This window comes from Clostridium weizhouense (genome assembly GCF_019431045.1).
Classification (GTDB): Bacteria; Bacillota; Clostridia; order Clostridiales; family Clostridiaceae; genus Clostridium; species Clostridium weizhouense.
Window position 1 is genome coordinate 1 of record NZ_JAHXPT010000014.1, and the last position, 25,506, is coordinate 25,506.

At 29.3% G+C, this 25,506-nt stretch carries 21 protein-coding genes and 1 other annotated feature; of the genes, 1 reads left to right on the plus strand and 20 read right to left on the minus strand.

The window, feature by feature from the left end; genetic code table 11:
* Window positions 1–107 precede the first annotated feature (107 nt).
* The 18 genes from KYD98_RS15030 to KYD98_RS15115 form a co-directional block, all read right to left on the minus strand.
* Window positions 108–1,181: a 2,3-butanediol dehydrogenase gene (locus KYD98_RS15030; protein ID WP_219780871.1), complete on the minus strand. Its 1,074-nt coding sequence runs from the start codon at window positions 1,179–1,181 to the stop codon at window positions 108–110.
* Window positions 1,182–1,568: 387 nt separating this feature from the next.
* Complete coding sequence (locus KYD98_RS15035; RefSeq protein ID WP_219780872.1) at window positions 1,569–3,506, minus strand: sigma-54-dependent Fis family transcriptional regulator; 1,938 nt, start codon at window positions 3,504–3,506, stop codon at window positions 1,569–1,571.
* A gap of 331 nt (window positions 3,507–3,837) precedes the next feature.
* Window positions 3,838–4,260, minus strand: a complete 423-nt coding sequence (locus tag KYD98_RS15040; protein ID WP_219780873.1) for a flavodoxin family protein — start codon at window positions 4,258–4,260, stop codon at window positions 3,838–3,840.
* Between the two features lie 47 nt (window positions 4,261–4,307).
* Complete coding sequence (locus tag KYD98_RS15045; protein WP_258049858.1) at window positions 4,308–6,053, minus strand: methyl-accepting chemotaxis protein; 1,746 nt, start codon at window positions 6,051–6,053, stop codon at window positions 4,308–4,310.
* Window positions 6,054–6,596: 543 nt separating this feature from the next.
* Entirely contained in the window at window positions 6,597–7,505 is a 909-nt protein-coding gene (locus tag KYD98_RS15050) for a PLP-dependent cysteine synthase family protein (RefSeq protein WP_219780874.1), read from the minus strand.
* On the minus strand, window positions 7,489–7,941 hold the full coding sequence (locus tag KYD98_RS15055; RefSeq protein ID WP_219780875.1) for an S-ribosylhomocysteine lyase: 453 nt from the start codon (window positions 7,939–7,941) through the stop codon (window positions 7,489–7,491). The genes KYD98_RS15050 and KYD98_RS15055 overlap by 17 nt, the downstream gene beginning before the upstream one ends.
* A complete protein-coding gene (locus tag KYD98_RS15060; RefSeq protein WP_219780876.1) occupies window positions 7,934–9,085 on the minus strand; it encodes a trans-sulfuration enzyme family protein in 1,152 nt (383 codons plus the stop codon). The genes KYD98_RS15055 and KYD98_RS15060 overlap by 8 nt, the downstream gene beginning before the upstream one ends.
* 17 nt (window positions 9,086–9,102) lie before the next feature.
* Window positions 9,103–9,729: a class I SAM-dependent methyltransferase gene (locus KYD98_RS15065; RefSeq protein WP_219780877.1), complete on the minus strand. Its 627-nt coding sequence runs from the start codon at window positions 9,727–9,729 to the stop codon at window positions 9,103–9,105.
* A gap of 220 nt (window positions 9,730–9,949) precedes the next feature.
* Window positions 9,950–10,216: a binding site (T-box leader), on the minus strand.
* A gap of 295 nt (window positions 10,217–10,511) precedes the next feature.
* Window positions 10,512–11,330, minus strand: a complete 819-nt coding sequence (locus KYD98_RS15070; RefSeq protein ID WP_219780878.1) for an FAD binding domain-containing protein — start codon at window positions 11,328–11,330, stop codon at window positions 10,512–10,514.
* Window positions 11,324–11,800, minus strand: coding sequence for a (2Fe-2S)-binding protein (locus KYD98_RS15075; protein WP_219780879.1), 477 nt, complete (start codon window positions 11,798–11,800; stop codon window positions 11,324–11,326). The genes KYD98_RS15070 and KYD98_RS15075 overlap by 7 nt, the downstream gene beginning before the upstream one ends.
* Before the next feature lies 1 nt (window position 11,801).
* On the minus strand, window positions 11,802–13,928 hold the full coding sequence (locus KYD98_RS15080; protein WP_219780880.1) for a xanthine dehydrogenase family protein molybdopterin-binding subunit: 2,127 nt from the start codon (window positions 13,926–13,928) through the stop codon (window positions 11,802–11,804).
* 122 nt (window positions 13,929–14,050) lie between these two features.
* Window positions 14,051–14,977 (minus strand): NTP transferase domain-containing protein, encoded by a 927-nt coding sequence (locus KYD98_RS15085; protein WP_219780881.1) that lies wholly within the window; start codon window positions 14,975–14,977, stop codon window positions 14,051–14,053.
* A gap of 379 nt (window positions 14,978–15,356) precedes the next feature.
* Window positions 15,357–16,298, minus strand: coding sequence for a transketolase family protein (locus KYD98_RS15090; RefSeq protein ID WP_219780882.1), 942 nt, complete (start codon window positions 16,296–16,298; stop codon window positions 15,357–15,359).
* On the minus strand, window positions 16,286–17,122 hold the full coding sequence (locus tag KYD98_RS15095) for a transketolase (protein WP_219780883.1): 837 nt from the start codon (window positions 17,120–17,122) through the stop codon (window positions 16,286–16,288). The genes KYD98_RS15090 and KYD98_RS15095 overlap by 13 nt, the downstream gene beginning before the upstream one ends.
* 34 nt (window positions 17,123–17,156) lie before the next feature.
* Window positions 17,157–18,629 (minus strand): xylulokinase, encoded by a 1,473-nt coding sequence (gene xylB, locus KYD98_RS15100; RefSeq protein ID WP_219780884.1) that lies wholly within the window; start codon window positions 18,627–18,629, stop codon window positions 17,157–17,159.
* 282 nt (window positions 18,630–18,911) lie between these two features.
* The gene (locus tag KYD98_RS15105; RefSeq protein WP_219780885.1) at window positions 18,912–19,967 is read right to left on the minus strand and encodes an NAD(P)-dependent alcohol dehydrogenase; all 1,056 of its coding nucleotides are present in this window, start codon (window positions 19,965–19,967) and stop codon (window positions 18,912–18,914) included.
* Window positions 19,968–20,443: 476 nt separating this feature from the next.
* Window positions 20,444–21,571: an ROK family transcriptional regulator gene (locus KYD98_RS15110; RefSeq protein WP_219780886.1), complete on the minus strand. Its 1,128-nt coding sequence runs from the start codon at window positions 21,569–21,571 to the stop codon at window positions 20,444–20,446.
* 74 nt (window positions 21,572–21,645) lie between these two features.
* A complete protein-coding gene (locus KYD98_RS15115; protein ID WP_258049859.1) occupies window positions 21,646–21,837 on the minus strand; it encodes a hypothetical protein in 192 nt (63 codons plus the stop codon).
* Between the two features lie 442 nt (window positions 21,838–22,279).
* Between KYD98_RS15115 and KYD98_RS15120 the strand changes: the two genes are divergently transcribed.
* Window positions 22,280–22,729 (plus strand): HTH domain-containing protein, encoded by a 450-nt coding sequence (locus KYD98_RS15120; RefSeq protein WP_219780887.1) that lies wholly within the window; start codon window positions 22,280–22,282, stop codon window positions 22,727–22,729.
* Window positions 22,730–23,071: 342 nt separating this feature from the next.
* Here the strand turns inward: KYD98_RS15120 and rlmD are convergent, their stop codons facing one another.
* Together rlmD and KYD98_RS15130 are read right to left on the minus strand one after the other, a co-directional pair.
* Window positions 23,072–24,445: a 23S rRNA (uracil(1939)-C(5))-methyltransferase RlmD gene (gene rlmD, locus KYD98_RS15125; protein WP_219780888.1), complete on the minus strand. Its 1,374-nt coding sequence runs from the start codon at window positions 24,443–24,445 to the stop codon at window positions 23,072–23,074.
* A gap of 154 nt (window positions 24,446–24,599) precedes the next feature.
* On the minus strand, window positions 24,600–24,956 hold the full coding sequence (locus KYD98_RS15130; protein WP_219780889.1) for a DUF1540 domain-containing protein: 357 nt from the start codon (window positions 24,954–24,956) through the stop codon (window positions 24,600–24,602).
* Window positions 24,957–25,506: the final 550 nt, after the last annotated feature.

Sequence of the window (25,506 nt, forward strand, 5' to 3'; positions counted from 1 at the left end):
CTATATCCATTAAATATATATTGTTTGTAAGCTCTCTTTTGTTTGTTATTTTATACATTTCTGTTCCCCCTATTTTTTATAAATATCTTTTAGTAAAAAAGTATATTTTATAAAAGAGTTTTATCTGGTGTTACTAAAATTTTAACATGTTTTTTCTTTTCTGGACCTGTTAATGCTCCAAATCCTTCTTCTACTATATCATCTAAATGTATTCTCTTTGTTATATATCCTTCAGCTTTTATTCTTCCATCATTCATTTGAGCCATAGTCGCTGGGAATTCATGTCTATAAGCTAATGTTCCAACTATTTTCTTTTCAGTAAATACTAAAGCATTAGGATTAAAATTAACTCCATTTTCCCATATACTTGTTATAACCATAGTTCCTTCAAATTTTAAGCTGTTAATTCCTGTATCAAAGCCTATTTGAGCACCTGTAGTTTCAAATGCAACATCAATACCTACTCCATTAGTAAGTTTCTTAACTTCTTCTGCTATATCAACTTCATTTGGATCTAATACTACATCTGCACCGGCTCTCTTAGCATATTCTTGTCTTATTGATTTTCTTTGTAAAACTACAACTAATTTTGCACCTGCTGCTTTTAAGCATTCTATAGTTGCTAATCCTATTGGACCTGATCCTAAAACTAAAGCTGTATCTCCTATTTTAAAGTTTGCTATTCTGATAGAATGTAAAGCTACTGCCATTGGTTCAACCAAAGCAGCTTGTTCATATGACATTTCATCTGGAATCTTATGTATAAATTCTTCTGGGAAAACTGTATATTCAGCAAGTCCTCCACCACTTCCACAAAGTCCGTGGAATCCTAATGATGAACATAAATTATATTTTCCTTCTAAACATGCTGGACATTTTCCACATGCAACTATAGGTTCAACTATTACTCTATCCCCTACTTTAAACTTAGTTACACCTTCTCCAATTTCTACAACTTCTCCTGAAAATTCATGACCTAAAACTACTGGTGCAGTTGTTCCACTTAATGGATGAGGTTGTCCTACTGGAATGAATATAGGTCCTCCTAAATATTCATGTAAATCTGATCCACAAATTCCACACCATTTTACTTTTATTTTTACGTTATTTTTTGTAACCGTTGGTTCTTCAATTTCCTCTACTCTAACATCTTTCTTTGCATACCATAATGCTGCTTTCATATAAAACATCCTCCCTAAATATATTGTTAATTAATTCACATACTTATATCAAGCAAGATTCATGCCAAAATTATAATTATGTTATTTAATCTTAACTTTCTTAATAATAATGAGTATTTTTTATTCTCAGTCAAAATCAAGGTTTACCGTGTGTTAAATAGTATATTATAATACCCACATCTCTTAATATATTTGAAATTACATAAACTTGATGAAATAAAAATGACTACATCATTTCTTAATAAACAATTTATAATTTTAAATTTTTTAATCTTAAGTTTTATTATATTTCTAAATTTTAAAGATCCTATAAATTTCTGCAAATAAAAATATGTATCAAAATGAAACATATTTTATTCTCATTTTGATACATATTTATTTAATTTCTCATTCTGATACACTTATATTATATTTTTTAATCTTTCTATATAATGTAGCTCTACCTATATTTAATAACTTTGATGCCCTTTGAAGATTTCCGTCACATTTTTTTATAGCGTCCTTTATAGCATTCTTTTCTAAACAATCTAAAGGTATTATTTTTATATCTTTTTCTATAACTTTGTATTCTATTAAATCTTCACTAATTTCTGCATAACTTATATTATTTACATTAATAAGTTCATCATCACTTAAATAATAATCTCTCTCAACTACATTTCTAAGTTCTCTTATGTTTCCAGGCCAATTATATTTTTTTAACTCATCTATATAAGAATTTTCTATTTTAATAATTTTATTTCTATTTTTTATGTTTAATTTATCTACAAAATACTTTACTAGTACATCTATATCATCAATTCTTTCTCTTAGAGGAATAGTTTTTATATTCATCACACTTAATCTATAATATAAATCTTCTCTAAAATTCTGTTTGTTAATTTCATTTTTTAATACTCTATTAGTGGCACCAATAACTCTCACATCTAGTTGCTTTTCATAAGTTCCACCAACTCTTATAAGTTTCCCATCATCTAACACTCTAAGAAGTTTACTTTGAGCATCTAATGGCAACTCCCCTATTTCATCTAAAAATATAGTTCCACCATCAGCCAATTCAAATTTGCCTGGATGACCTTCTTTTGATGCTCCAGTAAATGCTCCCTTTTCATATCCAAATAATTCACTTTCTACTAACTCTCTCGGAATAGAAGCACAGTTTACTGCAACAAAAGGCCCTCTTTCTCTTTCACTATAATTATGTATTGATTGTGCTATTAATTCTTTACCTGTTCCACTTTCCCCTTCTATTAATATATTAGAATCAGTTCTAGCAATTTTTTCAGCAAAAGCTATCATCTGCCTCATCTTTATATTTTCTGTTATAATATCTTCAAATTTGTATTGAGCCTTATATCCTACAAGTTTGTTTACTAATTTATGTACTCTTTTAACTTCAGTAAAAGTTATTACCATTCCAGTATTTTTACCAATTATATTTAATGGAATCATACTTGCTACACATTTTATCCTATTATTTCTTATATAAAAATCACATTCTATATTATTTAATTTTTTCTTTTCATTTAATAATTCATTAAATCGAATTTCATTTAATAAAGTATTTATATTCATTTTCATAGCTTCATCTAAAGATATATTTAATATTTTTAATGCTTTTCCATTAACCTTTTTTACTTTCATATTTTCATTAATAACTATCATACCTTCTGATATAGAATCAAATGTCACATTAAGTAATTTATATGAAAGAATTAAAGCCATTTGTTTTTGAATTGATTGAGCTGCTGCAGTTACTATTCCTAAAGTATGAGAATGTGCATTATAATAATTTCCAGACATATTTATACAACCTATTAAATTTCCATCTTCATCATGAATAGGAGAAGCTGAACAAGTCCAAGAATGTTGGCTTTTGCCATAATGCTCTCCTCCTATAGTCTGCATGGGTTTATTAAGATATAGTGCTGTACCTATAGCATTTGTCCCAACAACATTTTCAGTCCAAAGTTCTCCTTTTAAAAAGTTTAACTCATTAGCACTTTCCATTATATCTTGATCCCCTATTATCTCTAATAAATAACCATCTTTATCTGATAAAAATAAAGCAAAGCCTGAACCTTCAACCATACTATATATGCTTTCCATAATAGGTCTAGCCACTGAAATAAGTTCAATATTACTTCTTATTAGTTTATCTATATCTGGATGCTTAACACTTCCTTTTCCATTATTCGGATCAACACCATATTTTCTACACCTTATCCATGATTCTGCTATTTCACTTCTGACTTTTGAATCTACTTTTCCAGTAATAATAAAATTTTTCCAGGCACTATCCATAAAACTCATATAATTTTCCATATGTATTTCTCCAATACTTATATATTATTTTCTTTTTATTCTTTAGGTTTTATTTTTAATCTTTAAGCAAAAATATAATCTACGTTATCAGCCGATTTTTTAAAATATAATTTCCTAAAAAACACTACATTAAATATGTGTTCATTAATGCACTACATAATAATATTATACTTAATTTTTATATAAAAGTTTATGTTAGAAATATAAAAAATAAAGTAACTAAACTAAATTCTCTATACAGTTAAAAGGTATCTTAAAATAATTAAATATTATCTTAAGATACCCTATATTATTTTTTAATCTTCTTAATTACTAAATTTTATTAATTTATTTATAAAAAATTATTTATAAGATTATTTATAACATCCTCTTCATTATGATCTTTTTCTACAATATCACTAACAGATTTATACCCTTTTCTATCTATTAGTTTACTACCATTTGAAGTTACAACTAAATGTACTCTGCTTAAAGAAACATTTTCTAAAAACTTTCTAATAGCGGGTGTTATTTTACCTGCCCATAAGGGAGTAACTACAATAAGTTCATCATAATTACTTAAGTTATGATTCATCTTTATATCAACATTTTTATTTTTTAAAACATAATATCCACCTTTTATAAATCCTAAAAGCCCCTTCCAATTAAAATTATCTGTAATTTGTATATTTTCGCAATTAAGTTTATTTGATATCTCTCCAGCTATCCTTTTACTCCTCCCTGTTCTAGTAAAATATACAACCTTATAATTCACACAAACCTCTCCTTTATATACTTTAATTTCACAATATCCTATTTTTATTATACTTTAAAATTTTCAATTAATTCATTTAATTCTTCTGCAATAATAGCCAAACTTTCACCTGAATTTGCAATTTCTTCAATATTAGCTGATTGTTCTTGCATTGAAGCTGCTGTTTCTTCTGTACTTGCCGCTTGTTCTTCTGAAATAGCAGATAAATTCTGTGTAAGTGCTATAATCTCATTTTTGTTATTAATCATTAATTCAGCTGAGTTATTTAATTTTTTGATAATATCTCTTACTGAATCTATTGCCATTGATATTAGATCAAACTTATTTTCTGTATCTTTGACACTTCTTGCTTGAGAATCTACAATATTTCTTACCTCTTCCATAGTTTGAACCGCACCTTGAGATTTTGACTTTAATTCATCAATTACTACTTTAATATCATTTGTAAAACTATTTGATTGTTCTGCAAGTTTTCTAATTTCATCTGCAACAACTGCAAAACCACGTCCTGCCTCTCCTGCTCTTGCTGCTTCTATTGCTGCATTAAGTGCTAAAAGGTTAGTTTGATCAGCTATGTTTTGAATCATACTACTAGCATTTTCAATTTTTTCTGCACTCTCACTATTTTCTACTATAATTTCATATACTGACTTTGCTGACTCATTACTTTGATCTGTCTTATCTACTAGTTGTGTTAATATATTAAATCCTTCTTCTTTTTGAATATTTATATTAGTTACAGCCTTATTTAACTCTTTAATATAATTTGAATCTTCTTCAATTATTCTTCCCATTTCTTCTATATTTTTAGCAGTTTCTTCAGTATCTTTTGCCTGTGCACCTGCTCCATTTGCAATTTCTTCAATCGTCTTTGCAACATCTTCAGAAGTAGTAACAGCTTGATGTGATACAGCTGTTAATTCTTCAGATGAAGCTGCCACTTGCTGTGCCACATCTGAGGTTTTTATAATAAACTTACGTACATTATCATCCATTATTTTAATAGAATTTACCATATTACCGATTTCATCGTTTCTTGTTATATAACTTGTCACCTCTGATTTTTCATCAATAGTAAAATCTAGATTTGCTTGTTTATTTATAAGTTTTGTAATTACTGTTATTGGTTTTACAATTGACGTTCCTACAAAATAACTTATAACTGAAACTATTACTAACACAAGAAGTACTAGTAATGATACAGATTTAATTGTAGATGCTAACCCATTATTAATTATTGACTCAACAGACTCAATAGATTTACCCACAAAATAGATTCCAATAATCTTTTTATCTTTATCATACATAGGTGCATACTCTGTTATATATTGTTTTCCAAGAATATTTGCTTCACCAAAATATACCTTTCCTTTTGATACTTCTTCATATGCTTTTCCTTGATTATCTAATTTGGTACCAACAACTCTCTTACCATTCTCATCATTAATTGTAGTAAGTATTCTTGTATAATCATCTCCATTTTTAACAAATACAGTTGATACAATATCCATGCCTTTAGATAACTTATCTATATATTCAAATCTTCCCTCAACAGATTTTCCATAGCTATCCACTAATTTACCATCACCATTAATACTTAATGATCCAAACTGCTCATTAAGATATAATTCAAGCATATTATTTGCTGAAGTTAATTTATCCTCAAATTGTGCCTGAACAGTTTGTTTAGTTACATCAAATCCATTTATTACTCCTATAGTAACCGTTGCTAATGATGAAACTATAACTAAAACTAAGATAATACTTATAATTTTTCCTTTTAAACTTTTCATGTTTAAATTGCCCCCTTTTATAAAAGTTTTATTATATAAAAGCTATTGAATTAAATTTTAATTCTTTAATACCTTTATTCTAATATTTCTTATATTTTATATATACTAATTATTTTATTGTCGAATAATATACACTAATGTTTAATTTATTATTATAATTTTCTAATAAACTTAATAAAAATATTTTCTTTTTATTCTTTATGTGGCACTTATAATACCTTTATAAAAAAAGATATTCCAGAAGTTATCCTCAGATTTTAAAATATATAATTTTTTAAAGAATAAAAAGAACTAAGAGATTTTCCCTTAGTTCATAAAAAAATTATTCTACATTTTAAATAAATTATTATATCTACAAATTTTATCTGATAGCTAGGAGCTATAAATAATAACATCTTAACACTCATATACAGAATAATCCTTTAGTATATAACGAATTCTAGTCCTCTCAGTTAAGAAGAATCTTTATCTAGTGCTTAGAATTCTATTTATACTATAATATCAACATTATTTTAAACATAATCACTATTTTAAATTAAGCATTTAATATATATTCTTACTAAAGTATCTGTCTCCTCTATCTGGTAGTAAGGTTACAATGTTACCACTCTCTATTTTATTTGCTAGCTTAATAGCTGCTGCTACTGCTGCTCCAGAAGATGTTCCAACAATTAATCCTTCTTTTAAAGCAAGCTCTTTTACCATATAAAATGCCTCTTCATCATTAACTTTTATAACATCTTCCACATAATTCATGTCCATAGTTTCAGGAATAAAGTTATTTCCTATACCCTCTATATCATAACAAGCTTCTTCTCCACCTCCCATAGTTGAACCCTCCGGATCTACTAAAACGCCTTTTATATTAGAATCTTTTTCTTTAAAATACTTTAATATTCCAGTATAAGTTCCCCCACTACCTGCTCCAGAAAGGAAGTAATCTATTTTTCCATCTAAATCCCTATATATTTCAGGACCTGTAGTTTCATAATGAGCTAATGGATTAGATTTATTCTCAAATTGTTTTAGCGTTATAGAATTCTCTATTGTTACTAAAAGTTCATTAGCCTTTTCAACAGCTCCTAACATCCCTTTTTCTCTAGGAGTATTCACTATTTCTGCCCCAAGAGCTTTCATTAATGTCTGCTTTTCTATAGAGAATTTTTCTGGTACAACAAATATTACTTTATATCCTTTATTTATGGCTGCTAAAGCTATGCCTATTCCTGTATTTCCTGCTGTAGCTTCTATTATTGTATAGCCCTTTTTAAGCAATCCTTTCTTTTCAGCATCCTCTATCATATACATACCTATTCTATCTTTAACACTTCCACCTGGGTTTAAAAATTCTAATTTAGCAAATATATTTACCCCAGGCTTTATTCCCATATTATTTAGTTTTATAATAGGCGTATTTCCTATATGACTTCTAATGTCATCTATATATCTCACTACTAATCCCCTCTTCTAATACTAATTTAATATACTCTTTTGCTGCAAATAATGAATGATCTCTATAATTTCCACATTGAAACTTGTTTGCTGCTGGTATTTCTTCTATACCCAATATTTTATTTAATGAATAATTTAATGCTTCTATTACTTGATCAACTGATGGATTTCCCCATGCAACCATATAAAATCCAGTTCTGCATCCCATAGGAGATATATCTATTATTCCCTCTAATTTTTCTCTCATATATCCAGCTAATAAATGTTCCAATGTGTGCATTGCTCCTGTTGGCATTTCTTTTTCATTTGGTTGTAAAAACCTTAAATCAAATTTAGAAACTATATCACCATTATCCCCTTTTTCTGCACCACACTTTCTTACATATGGTGCTTTTACCTTTGTATGATCTAATTCAAAACTTTCTACCTTAACCATTAATTTTTCCCCCTTCTAATGCTTTTTCTAAATCCTTAATAATATCCTCAGCACTTTCTATTCCAACTGAAAGTCTTATTAAATTATCAACAATACCAACCTTTTGTCTTATTTCAGATGGTATTGCCCCATGAGTCATACTTGCTGGGTGGCATACTAAAGATTCAACCCCACCTAAACTTTCTCCAAAAGTTATAAATTCTAGTTTTTCAAAGAATTGTTTATAGTCATATCCATCATTTAATACAAAAGATATCATTCCACCATACCCTTTTGCCTGTTTTGATTGAATATCATATCCTGTATGCTCTTTAAGTCCTGGATAATAAACTTTATTTATTTCTGGTCTACTTTTTAAAAATTCTGCTATAGATTTAGCATTTGAATTATGCCTATCCATTCTAACTGCAAGAGTTTTTATCCCCCTTATAAGTAAGAATGAATCAAATGGTGATAGCACTCCCCCTGTAGCATTTTGTATAAAGTGAATTCTTTCTTTTAAGTCTTCACTATTAACTACTACTAATCCAGCAATTAAATCACTATGGCCTCCTAGATACTTAGTTCCACTATGAATAACTATATCAACTCCTAATGTTAGTGGTTTTTGTAAATATGGTGTCATAAAAGTATTATCCACTATTGTAAATAGATTATTTTCTTTAGCTATTTTAGCTACTTCTTCGATATCTGTTATATCCATTAATGGATTTGTTGGTGTCTCTATATATATTGCTTTAACAGTATCATCAATAGCTTCTCTAATTTGCTTTAAATCTGTTGTATTTACTATCTTATATCCTATATTAAAATTTTTAAAAATTTTATCTAATACTCTAAAACTTCCACCATATAAATTGTCTGAAATTATTATATTATCTCCTGATTTAAAAAGAGAAAATATTGCTGTTATTGCTGCCATACCTGAAGAAAATGCAAATCCAGCAACACCTTCTTCTAAATCAGCTATAAGCTTCTCAACTGCTTCTCTTGTAGGATTACCTGTTCTTGAATATTCATATCCTTTATTAATTCCTAAACCCTCTTGTTTATACGTAGATGTTTGATATATAGGCACATTTACCGCTCCTGTAAATTTATCTCCGTCAATTCCTCCGTGTATTAAAATTGATTCAAAATTCATAATATCTTTCTCCCTTCTTATAACTTTTTAGCACTTGCTATAAATATTTTTGTTTCTGTGTATTCACCTTTACTTGAATACCCTTTGCAATATAAATCTGTATTTTCTATTTCTATATTTTTAAAATTATATTTACTTAACCAATTAGTTATTTGGCTGTTTGAAAATCCTAACCATTCATCGTACATTTCCTCTTTTGCCCATTCACCATCATGTTCTGTTACATCTGAAATTACTATACTTCCACCTTTTTTTAATACTCTATAAATTTCTGATATAGCTTTTTCTATATTAACTACATGATGTAATGCCATATTTATAAATACAACGTCTACTGATTCATCAAATAATACGATATTTTCCATATCAGACCTAATTGGATATATATTGGTTATATCTCTTTTAGAAACTTCTTTTTTTAATTCCTTTAACATATTATTAGATTGATCTAATGAAAACACTAAGTTTGCTTTTTCTGATAAAGCTAAAGATATAAATCCTGTACCACATCCTAGATCTGCTGCAATTTTATTTTCTATTGATGCTTTAGATAAAACTTTATATTTTAATTGTTCCTCAAAATATTCACTTCTTATTACATTCCAACTATCTGCTATAGAATCAAAGTATTTTAATGATTTCATAATTAATCTTCCCCCTATTTTATAACTCTTAATTCTTAAATATTTTTAAATTCTTATACTCTATTGTTTGTGTAAATTCTCTGAAATTCAGATAAATATTAATACTATTTTTAAAAATTTTGTTTTAATTCTAGAATTATTTAATAAGCTTATATATTAAAAACGTATATACTTTTTATAAATTTTACATGTTTATATAAACAAAAAAACTCCTACCTCATTTAGAGGCAGAAGTTATATTCCGCGGTTCCACTCTAATTATTATATTTTTAAAAAATATAATATCTCTTGCTTTTATTGGTACAAACATACCTCAACGCTATAACGTGCGTACACGCTGTCGCCTACTAAAAATAAAAATGCATTATTTTTTCGGGACAGTGCTCAAAGATGCATTCTCATAAGTTACAACTAAAGTCTTTTTCAGCCTAGAAGACTATTCTCTGAAAGTTTCCCTTATGATACTATTTCTTTTCTTCACATATCACAATATACTATTTTTCCTCAAAACATATTATTCATATAAGATTACTCTGCTTTATATTTAATAATATATCCTCATCTTTTAAATTTGTCAACATCTTTTTAATAAAAATTAAAAGCACAATTTTTCCTATATAAGGAAATAATTGCGCTTTATTACTAATTCTCTCTAATTTAAATATACACTCAATTTACTTGAATATATTATTTAATATTAAACATTATTATTATATTACAGTTAATAAATTTAAACTTAATTTTTTCACTTAACTCTTTAGCTCCTTAATCCCCCGCAAATCTTATATACCCTTCTCATTTAGGAAATCCTTTAATAAATTAATACATACTCTTTTTCTATATTCTGCTGAAACTCTACCCCTTGTAGGAATAATTTTTTGTTTATATGCATTAATGAAATCTTCTTTTATCTTGCTTGCTTCTGGTAGTGTTTTACCTATCATCATTTTCTCTAATTCTTTAAACCTTAATACTGTACCTGATACTGCTCCAAAAGCAATTGCAATATCTTTTATTTTTTCTTCATCAATTTTTATTACTCCACCAAATGAAACACGAGATATAGCTAATGCATTTCTAGCTCCTACTTTTTTATAGTAATAATCTTCTATCCCTGTTTTAGGTAATAGAATTTCTATAATTAATTCATCTTTTCCTAAATCTAGCTCTTTTCTTCCCTTATAAAAATCCTCTATTTTAACTATTCTAGTTTTTGATGCAGATGCTAATACTAACTTTGCATCTGTAACATATTCAATTAATACAGAATCTGCCTTTGCTGAACCATTTCCTATATTACCCGCCATAGTTCCTGCATTTCTTATAGCAGGTGCAGCAATTTTTGAAACAGCTTGTTTCATAATTTCAGGAACAATATCAGATTCTAATACTTCAGTAAAAGTACATGAACCTCCTATTCTAATATACTCATCATCTTCAACAATCAATTTCATTTCAGGAACTTTATTTAAAAATAAATAATTAACATCTTTTTTTCCTTCAATCATTAAATCTGTTCCCCCACCATAAGGAACAACATCATAAGTAGAACGAATATCTAAAGCTTCTTTTAAAGATCCGGGCATAAAACCATTTACCATAACCCTTTTCCCTCCTCTGCTGAACTTTTAATTGCTTTTACAATAGCATTATATCCTGTACAACGACATAGATTTCCGGAAATCCCTTCCCTAATTTGTTCTAATGTAGGATTTGGATTCTTAGATAATATAGCTTCTGTTGCTAAGACCATTCCTGGAATACAATATCCACATTGTACTGCTGAAACATCCCCATAAGCTTTGTCAATTACTTTAAAACGCTCTGTTTCTCTAAAACCTTCTATAGTCGTAATTTCACTTCCCTCACATCGTCCCATGGCTACCATACAAGAATTAATTAGTTCACCATCCATAAGAATAGAACATGCTCCACATTCCCCCTCTTTACAACCGCACTTTACACCTTTTAAGTGATAATAATCACGAAGCACATCTAATAATCTATCAGTAGCATTTCCATCATATAAAACTTCTTTGCCGTTTAATTTGAATGTTATCTCATTATTCATTTTACTTCTCCTCCATTAAAACTTTTATTGTATCCTCTGCTGTAAATGGTACATGATTAACTTTTGCTCCATGTCCAAGTGCCTGTTCAATAGCTTCACCATAAGCCCCTGGTGCTCCAACTAAAGGTAACTCCCCTGCTCCCTTAGCTCCATAAGGTCCATAAGGATATTTTTCATCTACATACATATCTGCCTTAAGATTAGGTACATCAACTGCTGTTGGTATAATATAATCTGAGAAAGAATTGTTTCTAATACGACCTTTATCATCTGCTACCATATATTCTGTTGAAGCATATCCTATCCCCTGTAAAAATCCACCTTCCATTTGACCAACAGCAATGTTATAGTCCATAGGTGTTCCTATATCAAAGCATCCATATGCTCCTAGTATTTTTGCAAGTCCTGTATAAGTATCAACTTCAACTTCTATTGCATTAACTGCCCATGAATAAGTAGGATAAGCATCCCCTTGGAATTTATCAATATAAAATGGAATCATAAAATCTGGTTCCTTATAATGCTCTTCTATAATTTGATCTTCTCCTTCTATCCACTGACCACGAAGTTTTATAGCTGCACGACGTAAAAGTTCTCCAACAGTCATTAAACTACGAGAAGCAACTGTAGGACCTGAATCTGGCACTACATCAGTATCTGGATATTCATAAAATACCTTTTCTATAGGAAGATTTAGCTCTTTTGCTACTATTTTAGGAAAAGTTGTACGAAGTCCTTGTCCTATATCTGTATTTGAAGCAAGTATTTGAATTCTTCCATCAGGATATTTGTGCAATTTAGCTACTGCTTTAATAATGTCTCTTTCACCTGAACCTGTAAAACCTGCTCCATGAAAATACATGGATATTCCTATACCCTTTCTATATCTTCCATTTTGATCTTTAGAATATTCTTTATGTTTTCTTCTAAAGTCACAAGCTTTATCAACACGTTCAATCATATTTGGAATTGGTACTGGAAAATGATATTTACCAGAAGTTGAAGTGCTATCTCCTTGTTTTACTAAATGCATTTCTTTAAATTCTAAAGAGTCTTTTCCTAAATCTTTTGCAATATGATTCATCATCATTTCAGCTGAGAAAAAAGTTTGTGGTGCTCCAAATCCTCTATATGCTCCACTAGGAGTTGTATTAGTTTTTACAGCTCTTCCACGTACTTTAAGATTTGGAATGTTATAAATTCCATTTGAGCATATTATTCCTCTTTGAAGAACTACAGCTGATAAAGTTGTATAAGCTCCTCCATTGAATTTTATATCTATATCCATAGCTGTAACTTTTCCATCCTTCACAGCTACTTTATAAGTATTTAGTGAAGGATGCCTTTTTGATGTGAACTCTAAATCCTCTCTTCTATCAAAAATGCAACGAACTTTTTTTCCTGCCTTTTTTGCAGCTACAGCAACTTGACATGCTAAGATAGACGGAAATGCTTCTTTTCCTCCAAATCCTCCTCCTGTAGCATCTTGTGCGATTCTAACTTTATCTGGACCAAGGTTCATAGCTCTCATTACTGCACCCTTAACATAATAAGGACATTGCATAGAACCATGCACGTAAACCTTTCCATTTTCCATAATTTCAGCCATAAGTCCTTGAGTTTCTAAATAAGTTTGGTCTTGATAACCTGTTTCAAACTCTTCTTCATATATTTTATCTGCTTCTGAAAATGCTTTTTCAACATCGCCTTTTCCAAAACTATAATCAAAAAATACTGTATCAAAGTCTCTTATATTAATAATAGGTTTTAATTCTTCATAAACAACTTCAATTTCAGATAACATCTTATTCACGATTTCTTCATCAGGTCCACAAATCATACCTATAGGCTCCCCGATATACTCTACAGTATCTCTAGCATAAACAGGTGTGTCATCTTTAACTATATTTACATGGTTATCCCCTGGTACATCTGTTTTATCCACATAATAATATCCATCTGGTAATTTAGGTATTTTTACATTAAGAATTTTTGCTTTTGCCTTTGTAGACCTTAGCATCTTACCTATTAAAATATTATCTTCTTCATAGTCTCCTACGTAAATAGCTTTTCCTGAAATTTTTGAGTTATGGTCTCTCTTAACAACTGATTGACTAATCTTCTCCATATATACCTCTCCTTTGCCTTTTAATACCCTAACACCCTTGTCAATATATGTTAATTATATTTCAACAAAAAAATAGCATCAAATTCTTTTTCAAAAGAACTTGCTACTATTTCACAAAATGCTTATTTAAATTCTTCAAAAATATCATAAAAATGCTTAGATGCATATTCTCTAATATCATCTTCATATCTTTGATATTTTTTCAAGAAATTTTCTCCTTCTAAAGTTAAATTTGTCTTTCCTCCTCTACTTCCTCCATGTCGTCTTTCCACAACATTATATCCTAATGATTTCTCCATTCCATTTAACATGTTCCAAGCCTTTCCATAAGAAAGTGCCATATGTTTACATGCTCTTTTTACCGAATGTGTTTCTTGAATCAAAAGCAACAACAACTTTGCTCTAGAATTAAAAAATAATGACTCTTTCTCAATACTAATACGTATAAAAGGATGCAATAATTTGTCATTGTAATATTGTAAAACTTCATCTAATTTTTCTATTTCATCCACTTCCAAAATAATACCTTTATCTTCTACTTCTAAATATTCTTTTGTAATACCTATGCTGTTAATAGCTCCGCGCATTCCCCTTTTTCCATTGTATGAAACAAGCTTAGTAATTAAATTACTTTTTATAAGTAATGGATGCCCCGCTCTTCCTTTGTAGGATGGAACTATTAATTGTTTATCTATTTTTATAAGTTCACTCAAAGTATTTGAAGTATACATAGGAATTGTCGCTGATGTAAAAATAACTTGTTTACATTTATCTTTTAAAAAATTTAGTCCTATTTTAGCAGAATCAAATTTTTCAGTAGAATCATAATTATCATTCTTTAAAAATATAACTTCATAATCTGCTAAGTGCTGTTCAATCTCCAGTGACTGGTATCCTGTAATTACAACAATAGGAGATATCTTAGCTTGTTGAAATGTTAAAATAATGCGCTTTATAATCGAGATTGAACCTATTTGAAAAAGTGGAGATACTCCGCCATTATCATTTATTTTTCCTGCTGCCACAATGATTCCACCTGTATTATCCATCTTCTATCATCTCTTCTTTATATTTTATCTTTTTCAGTAGATAAAGTATCATTCAATTAACCAACCACTAAACCTACTTTATTTTTACTATTTTAACACAAAAAAGATGTTTTTTTCAAATTTACCATTAATGATATTTTCATCATAAATATCTATTAATTAAAATAAGGCTAGCTCATCACTACATATAAATAATATATTTTTATTAAATCTTAATATTATTAAGATGAATAGTGACAGTAGATAATTTTATTTTTTATACAAAATTATCTACTGTCAACTACCGTCCTATTTCTATATATACAGGTTAAATTCCATACTTATCGGATAATTTACTAGTTTTTATTTTATAAAAAAATTTAAAAACTATTTCTCTTTATTAATCTACAAACTTCTTTATTTTTTCATATATCCCTTGTGCATCTAATCCATATTTTTTAATCAATAAGTCTGCCGGACCTGATTCACCAAATACATCATTTATACCAATGCGAAGCATTTTTATCGGGCATTTTTCAACTAAAACTTCTGCAACTGCTCCACCAAGTCCACCAATTACTGAATGTTCCTCTACAGTAATAATCTTTCCTGTTTCTTCTGCTGCTTTTACAATTAAATCTTCATCAATTGGTTTAATTGTATGAATATTAATGACTCTTGCATTAATTCCATACACTTCCAATTTATTGGCTGCTTCTAATGCCTCTACTACACAAAGTCCTGTGGCAATTATTGTAATATCTTTTCCATCTCTTAAAATAACACCTTTACCAATTTCAAATTGATAATCTACACTATCATTAATTATAGGTGTAGCAAGCCGTCCGAATCTTAAATAAACAGGACCATCAAGTTCGTATGCTGCTTTTACTGCCGCTCTTGCTTCTATATTATCTGAAGGGCTGATAACTGTCATATTAGGAATCACACGCATCAATGCTAGATCTTCATTACACTGGTGGGTTGCCCCATCTTCTCCAACTGAAATCCCTGCATGTGTTGCTCCAATTTTAACATTTAGATGTGGATAACAAATAGAGTTACGCACCTGTTCATAAGAACGCCCAGCTGCAAACATTGCAAATGTACTAATAAAAGGAACATATCCACAAGTAGACATTCCAGCTGCAATTCCTGTCATGTTTGCCTCTGCAATTCCACAGTCAATATGTCTTTGTGGAAAAGCCTTTTTAAAAACACAAGTCTTTGTTGCTGCTGCCAAATCTGCATCTAAAACAACTAAGTCATCATGTTCTTTTCCAAGTTCAACAAGCGCATTTGCATAACTTTCTCTTGTTGCTATTTTCCTTACTTCTGACACAATGCTTCACCCGCCTTTTTTAGTTCTTTCATTGCCACTTTATATTCTTCATCGTTTGGTGCTTTTCCATGCCATCCTATATTATTTTCCATAAAAGATATTCCACATCCTTTTATAGTATGAGCAATAATTGCAGTTGGTCTTCCTTTAGTTTCTTTTGCTTCATCAAATGCCTTTTTAATTTCATTAAAATCATTACCATTAATATTAATTACATGAAAATTAAAAGATTCAAACTTTTGATCTATTGGATATGGGGAACAAACATCCTCTACTTTACCATCAATTTGTAGCCCATTATTATCTATAATAACACATAAATTATCCAGTTTTCGATCCCCTGCAAACATTGCTGCTTCCCAAATCTGTCCTTCTTGAATTTCACCATCTCCACACAAACAATAAACATGGTAATCTTTCTTTTTCATCTTACCAGCTAATGCCATTCCAACTGCTGCTGAAAGTCCTTGTCCTAATGAACCAGAAGACATGTCCACTCCTGGTATGTGTTTCATATCTGGATGTCCTTGTAAATAAGAACCGATATGACGCAAAGTCAAAAGATCTTCTACTGGAAAATATCCTCTCTCTGCTAAAGTTGCATAGAGTGCTGGTGCTGTATGACCCTTTGATAATACAAAACGATCTCTATTTTCATATTTTGGTTTTTGTGGATCAATATTCATTTCTTCAAAATATAAATAAGTAAAAATATCTGCTGCCGAAAGAGATCCGCCTGGGTGTCCAGCTTTTGCACTGTGTACTGAAGATATAATTCCTTTGCGGATTTCAACAGCAGTTTTCTGAAGTTCAAGCTTATCCATAAATTTTCTCCTTTCTTTTATTAGATCTTATATCTTATTCTGCCAATGACTGAAATAATTCTTTCATTGCAGGATAAATCTGACGGAATTTCTTATACCGTTCATCATATTTTTTTACTAATATTGGTTCAGGTTTTACAGTATCAACTATCTTTACCAGTTTACCTGTGGCTTCTTCTACTGAAGAAAATTCACCACATCCAACTGCTGCAAGAATAGCACCCCCATAACCGGGACCTTCCTCACTTTTGACAACATCAACTGTTAAATTAAGCACATTTGCAATTATCTTTTTCCATAGTGGACTTTTTGCTCCACCACCACAAATTTTTGTACTTTCAATTTTAATCCCAAGACTTCTTGCCACTTCCAACGAATCTCGTAACCCAAATGCAACACCTTCTAATACTGCTTGTGTCATTTCCTCTCTATTAGTATCCATTGTCATTCCAACAAAAGTTGCCCTTGCATTTGAATCATTATGTGGTGAACGCTCTCCCATCAGATACGGTAAATAAAATACCTTATTTTCACCAAGTTTTAAAATTCTTTTCTGTTCTTCTTCATATTCCTTAGTATTAAGAATTTCATCCATCCACCATTTATTACAAGAAGCAGCACTAAGCATACATCCCATTAAATGATAATACCCATCAGCATTAACAAATGAATGTAGTGCATTATTATTATCCACACTAAAAGTTTTACTAGAAATAAAAATTGTTCCTGAAGTTCCTAATGAAACATTACACATGCCATCACCTACTGTTCCAGTTCCAACAGCAGCTGCTGCATTATCTCCAGCTCCTGCAATAATTTTTACATTTGATGAAAGCCCCAACTTTTCTGCAATATTATGTTTTAATTGTCCCACAACCTCATAGCTCTCATATAATTTAGGCAACTGATTTTCTGTCACACCGCATATTTTCATCATTTCTTTTGACCAACATTTATTCTTCACATCAAGTAATAACATTCCAGAAGCATCTGAATAATCTGTACAATGAACACCACTTAGGCAATATGCTAGATAATCTTTTGGAAGCATAATTTTTGATATTCGTTCAAAATTTTCTGGCTCATGTTTCTTCATCCAAAGAATTTTTGGAGCAGTAAATCCTGCAAATGCAATATTTGCCGTATATTCAGAAAGTTTCTCCTTTCCTATAACTTTATTCAAATATTCTGTCTCACTTTGACTTCTTCCGTCATTCCATAAAATTGCTGGACGAATCACCTTATCATGCGCATCTAAAACAACTAAGCCATGCATTTGCCCTCCAAAGCTAATACCAGCAATTTCTTCCTTTTTACAATCCAAAATTAGCTCTTTAATTCCTGCCAAAGTCTGTACATACCAATCCTCTGGATTCTGCTCTGACCAACCTGTATGTGGGAAATACAACGGATATTTCTTAGAAACAACATTATGTATTTTCCCTGTTTCATCCATTAATAATAATTTCACAGCTGATGTACCAAGATCAGCTCCAATATATAACATATAATACCTCCAAAAATAAGAAACCAGGGATTTAGAATATAATTTAACTAAATTATTCTTAACCGATTTCCGTCTTTCTCTGTAAAATTTTACTCCAAATCTTAATTTAGCAAGCACATTTACCAATTAATATAAACTTTATATGTCTTTAATTTATATTATAATTCTATTTATAATCACAAATTAATTTACTTTTAGTTTACGGTAATCCTTTTCAAAGAGCACCTCTGAAATTCTCACAAAGTCATTCCAAAGGTGTTCTTAAAAAATAGAATATTATTTCTACTTTCCTTCAGAAATACGAATAACTGCCTTTACAATATCCGCTTTGTTATTTACACTATAATCCATTGCTTTTTGGGCTTCATCCAATGTGAATATATTTGTCACAATCCCTTTTAAATTTACCTTTCCAGCTGCAACTGCGTCAATTGCCATTGGATAAATATGACGATAACGGAATACAGTTTTAAATGTCAGTTCCTTATCCAATGCTAGACTCATTGGCAATGTCATTTCTCCTGTCTTACTATAACCTACAAGTACAATAGTCGCATCTTTCTTAGTCATGTGCATAGCCTGTATTGTTGTAGTCTGTGTTCCTGCTGTTTCAATTACCAAATCACAACCTTTTCCATTAGTAAGTTTCATAATTTCTTCAACAGTATCCTTTTTACTTCCGTTAATAATAGCATGTGCTCCTAATTCTGATGCTTTCTGAAGACGTTTTTCCATGATATCCACAACATATACCTTTGAAATTCCCATTGCCTTTAATGCCATCATTGTAACTAAACCTATACATCCAGCTCCCATAACTACCGCTATTTGTCCTGATTTAGCATTTCCCTGCATAGCAGCATGGAATCCTACTGCCAAAGGTTCTATCAATGCACCTTCCATCGTACTTACATTATCAGGTAACTTAAAACAAAGACTAGCATCATGAGCAACATATTCTTGAAAAACACCATCTATTGGTGGAGTAGCAAAGAATTCCACGTCTGGACAAAGATTATATCGTCCTGTTTTACAGAATTCACAATGTCCACATGTTTTTCCTGGTTCCAACGCTACCCTATCTCCAACTTTTAAATCCTTTACATTTTTTCCAATCTCTATCACAATTCCACCTGGCTCATGTCCAAGAACAAATGGTGGTTTAACCACATAATCACCAATAGCACCAGTCTCATAATAATGCAAGTCACTTCCACAAATACCTACATATTCAAGTTTTACTAGAACTTCATTATCTTTTGCTTTAGGAATTTCACGTTCCTCAAATTTCATCTGACCAATTCCAGTCATAACTGCAACTTTCATTTTTCCTTCCATAACCTTTCCCCCTTTTTTACTTTTAAAAATACTTTTTAAAACACTTTTATTATGTGTTTATATTTTATTATATACACACATATTTGTCAATATATAGAATTACAGATTTTTTGTATTATGTCACCTTACATATAAACAGTTAATAAACTATTAAAATTTATAAAGTGTCTGCGCCACGTTTTAATTGACAGTTGACAATTATGCTTGAAAGCCTTTGACTTTCTAAAAAATATATATTTTAGAAATCACAAGGTGATTCCATCCTAAATTGTGAATCATCCATTGTCCATTGTGAATTCACAATATCTTATTTAGCTTAAATTTTATCAGCCTTTTAAGCTTAAGAAATTCTATACTTTCCTCGTATTGGAAAATACAAGACCAGTTATAAAAAAAAATTGAATTTTTTTATAACTGGTCTAAACATGAAAAAAGAGTTCTCTGTTACGAGACCTCTCTTTGAGCACATTTTAACATTATACCTGTTTAACAAATGATTCTATTACTTTTAACGCAGCCCCAAAAGCTGCTGCACCAACTTTAAAATTACACGTTTTTACAAACATACCATCTTCCGAAAATGTATTTCTTTGTAACACTTTCTGTCTTATGTCATTAATATGATTTTCTAAATAACTTCCTACGTATCCTCCAAGGATAATATCACAATCTAAAACCATATGAATATTATTAATAGCTACTGATAGATAGGTGGTATACTTATCCCATATATTAAGGATTTCTTTTTCTTCTTGTTCTAATCCTGTAAAGAAAAGTGACAATTTACCCTCTGTAACATCAGACAGATTTTTTGCTGAGCAATATACATCTAAACAACCTAATTTTCCACAATAGCATGGTACTCCATCTTGAATAACCGTCATATGTCCAACCTCTCCACATCGGAAATTATCCCCATGGATTAGTTCATCACAATTAAAAATAGCTCCTCCTACTGTGTTGCTTAATGATAAATAAAAAAATCTTTTTTTTAATTCCTTATTAAGCCCTTCCGCATATGCTCCTGCATTAGCATCATTAAGAAAACAGCATGGATAAGAAAAGAATTGGCTTACTTCTGCGAATGATAACGCTTGTAATCCCAACATATGGGAATATGAAATAATCTCTTTCTCTAAGTTTACAATCCCTGGAAAAGAAATTCCAATTCCAAGAATTGTTTCCCTATCTCTAAGATTCTTCCCCAAAAATTTCTCTATCTTTTTGTCTATCTCACAATAATAGAGTTTTTCATTACTATATTGATAATCGAAACGTTCATATCTCAAAATTTCCCCTTTAAGATTTGTCAACAATAACCCAAAATGATTTTTTGTAATATCCAAGCCGACTGCTAATCTAGAATCAGAAATAACAGAAAATGCTTTTGCTCTTCTTCCTCCAGTAGACTGAAACTCTCCTATTTCTTTAATCAAGCCACGCTCCATTAACTCTTTAGTATTCTGTGCTACTGTAGGCAAACTCATCTTAAGTTCATAAGCAATTTCAGAATTCGAAGTCTTATCACATTTACAAAGATATCGAAAGATACGATTTCTATTATTCTTTTTTACTTCCATATTATTAACTTGTTTTTTAATCATCACACACCTCTATACTTTATAAAAGTAGTTTCTTTAGTATAGCATTTCTATATTTAAAGTGCAATTTATATTAACTAATGTCCATTTTTCATTAAATCAATTACAACAGGATCTTTTGATGATACTCTTTGTATCTTTAACTCATTAATCTTTTCTTTAAATTGTGGAAGATATTTTTCATCTGCAACCAACAATTCATCAAGTACTTGCTTTGCTTTACTTCTATGTTGAACTAATAAATTTATTGTAAAAGCTTGTAGTGCCATTCCATAATCACCTAATAATATTATTATCTTTATATACACTATAAAAACGTTAGATTTAGTTAAATAATTTTTATTTATTATTTTTTATAAAAATTACTACAAGAATTTTTTCTTGTAGTAATTTTCATCTCAAGCTTGGCTATTCTTTTACACTTTAGACAAATTTATAGATGATCTTGGAATTCAGAATTTTTTAGAAAGATATTTTTTTACACTATTTATATCCTTATTGTTTCCTGAATTATTTATTTCATTGTCCAGATTAGTGTCAATAGCAAACTGAGATATAAAAGACGGTATAAATTTATATTTTACACTTTCTATAAATACATATGATTTATAGAGATTTAATTTATAAGCAAGCATTTTTTACCATAATTATTGTTTTTTCAATTATTATGGTAATATGTATATTAATACAAAATAAAAAGGAGAACTCATTATGTTGGAAATTCAAAGTGACCCACGTGGGGTTAAAGAACTATTGATAGATTTAGTTGAAAATTATAAATTTGAATTAATTTTTTTAAGTAAAATTACAGGTGTTAATATAAATTCCTTAGAAAATCTCTATACTGGTCAAACTGATTTGCTAGAATTAGCTTTACCTATTGAACAAATGTCTAAACTTATGAATACTATCTCAATGTTATCTACAGGCATATCAATGGTAGACGATGACGATAGAGTACAGGGAGTAATTAAATATCTAACAATTCAAGGGGTTAATCTTAATTTAGAAACCATTGCTATTTACGCTGGAATTTCTATTGAAGATTTAGAAAGTTTCATGAAAGATACTAGTTCAATTTCATATGAAAAAAGATATAAACTAGCGACCAAAAGTCTATTTCTACATTTTCTATTTAAGGAAGTATCTCAAGGTAAATAGCTTTTTATAACATAATAAATTATATGGGAACACCTAAAATTTAACTATAATCTTTGTGGCTACTGATAAAGTTTCAGTAGCCTATTTATTTGCTAAATTCATAAAATGTACATGTATTATCTGTATATCATTTATACTCTATTCCCTTCTTGTAATTTCAATTATTATAATCAATTAACCCCCTTGAGTTTCCAAGGGGGTTAATTATATTATAATTAAAACAATCATTTTTTCGGCACTATCTCCCAAAATTAGGTTAACTTAAGAACTTACTGTTTCCTAACTCTGTTTTACGAAACATATATAATTTTTTTATTTGCTAAACCAATCAATTTCAACACATTAGCTATGTTTCCTTTGTAGCTTAACTACAGTCTCAACATGACTAGTTTGTGGAAACATATCTACAGGCTGTACTTCTACTGTTTTATAACCTTGTTCTTCTAATATCTTTAAATCTCTAGCTAATGTACTTGGATCACATGATACATATACCACACTCTCAGGTTTTACTCTTCCTATTGATTGTAGTAATTTTATATCACATCCTTTTCTAGGTGGATCAACAACTATAACATCTGCCTTGATATTTTTATCTATAAGTTCAGGGATGATTTCTTCAGATTTACCCACAAAAAATTCTGCATTACTCACATTATTAAGATTTGCATTTTCTCTTGCATTAATAATTGCTGGTTCTATTATTTCAACACCATACACTTTTTTAGCTTTTTGAGATAAAAATAAAGTTATTGTTCCTGTTCCACAGTAAGCATCAAAAACAGTTTCATTTCCTGTTAAATTTGCATATTCCAATGTCTTATTATAAAGGACTTCTGTTTGAATAGGATTAACTTGAAAAAATGATAATGGAGATATATTAAATTTAAAGTCTCCTATGTAATCTTGAATAGTATCTTCACCATATAATGTTATACACTTTTGTCCTAAAATCACATTTGTATTATTAGGATTTATATTTATTACTATACTTTTAATATCATCTATGTTTTCTAAGATTATATTTTTAAACTCATCTAAATTAGGAATATTTGAAGTAGTAGCAACAAGTACCACCATTACTTCTCCTGTTTTAAAACCTCTTCTTATCATTAAATGTTTTAAAATTCCGTTAGTGTTAAACTCACCATCAATTGTTGATGGTTCTATATTATTTCTTTTAATCCACTCTTTAGTAAGCTTTGCTACTTGATCTGCAACTTTATCTTGAATTAAACAATAATCTAAATCTATTATGTTATGGCTTCTTGGTGCATAAAATCCTAATACAATTTCTCCATTTACTTTACCTATCGGAAGTTGAACTTTGTTTCTATATCTATATGGGTTAGATTCCATACCTATTGGATAATTCACTAATTCTTCTGATAAACCTCCAATTTTTGATATGCAGTCTTTTACTCTCTCCCATTTAAACTCCAATTGTTTTTTATAATTCATATGCTGGATTGAGCATCCTCCACATCTTTTATAATTTGAACATTTAGGTTCTTCCCTATCATTAGACACATTTATTATTTCTTCAATCTTTCCATAAGCATAACTTTTTTTAACCTTTATAATTTTAGTTTTAACAGTTTCACCTTTTAATGCACCTTGAATAAATATAGGATAGCCATCTATTTTAGCTACGCCTTCACCTTCATATCCTTGTGATAATATATCTAAAACATATTCTTTATTCTTTTCTATCAACTTAAAATCCACCTTTTTTATTATAACTTCTATAAATTATATCATAAATTTAATATGACAACATCAAGTGATTCTTATACTTAGGATCATTTAACAATAAAAATTTTATTTTCATTTATATATTAACTTAGGTGATTTTAATTATTAATTTTTATCATTTTATAAAAGTTTCACATTTAGCCTTAAATGCTTCATTTGAATCTAGTATAATTGAAACATTTCTTGCATGACAACTTCCATATAAATTATAAGAACAATTTTGGGCATGACAATTAATTTCTGGATTCATTCTTACCTCGTCCATAGAATAAAATGCTTCACTTAAACCACTTATATAATTAGTATTTTCTATTGCTTTCGCCTCATTTTCATCTGTACTTTCTCTATAATTTACACAATAAGTTTGAGAAGTAGTTTGAGATTCTTGACTTTCAATTAGAATATATCCTGCCTTGCACATACCAAACTGATTATGTACACAATTCATAGCAGTACAATTTAAGTTAGTCATAATTATCACCCTTTTCTATATTTTTCTTAATATTAACCAATAAACTTTATTAGAACTTCTATATTACTTATTCTGTTCAATATAGAAAAAAATATACTTAATTCAAAAAATATATAAATAAGGTTTTTATTCCAAATTAACTACTATCAATTTTTGCTTAAAAATAAAAAAAGCACCCATTTGGGTGCAAATACAGAATCAGTTGCCAATTAATTCCTTATGTTAATTATTGCTCATTACAATAAATAATATACATTCTATCTTAACATAAGATATTTATTTTGTGAATTATTTATAAATAATTTATAAAATTGATTATCAATTTTATAATAATATGACATTTTTTCATTATATTATAGAAAATATATAAATTCCAATAAAGGAGAACGTGTCTATGCCATATTTCAATTGACAATTGACAGTTGATAATTGACAATTAAGATTAAAAGCCTTTGGCTTTCTTAAAATTATATATTTTAGAAATCACACAGTAATTTCATCCTACATTGTCAATTGTCCCTTGTCTATGGTAAATTTAAAAATATAATTT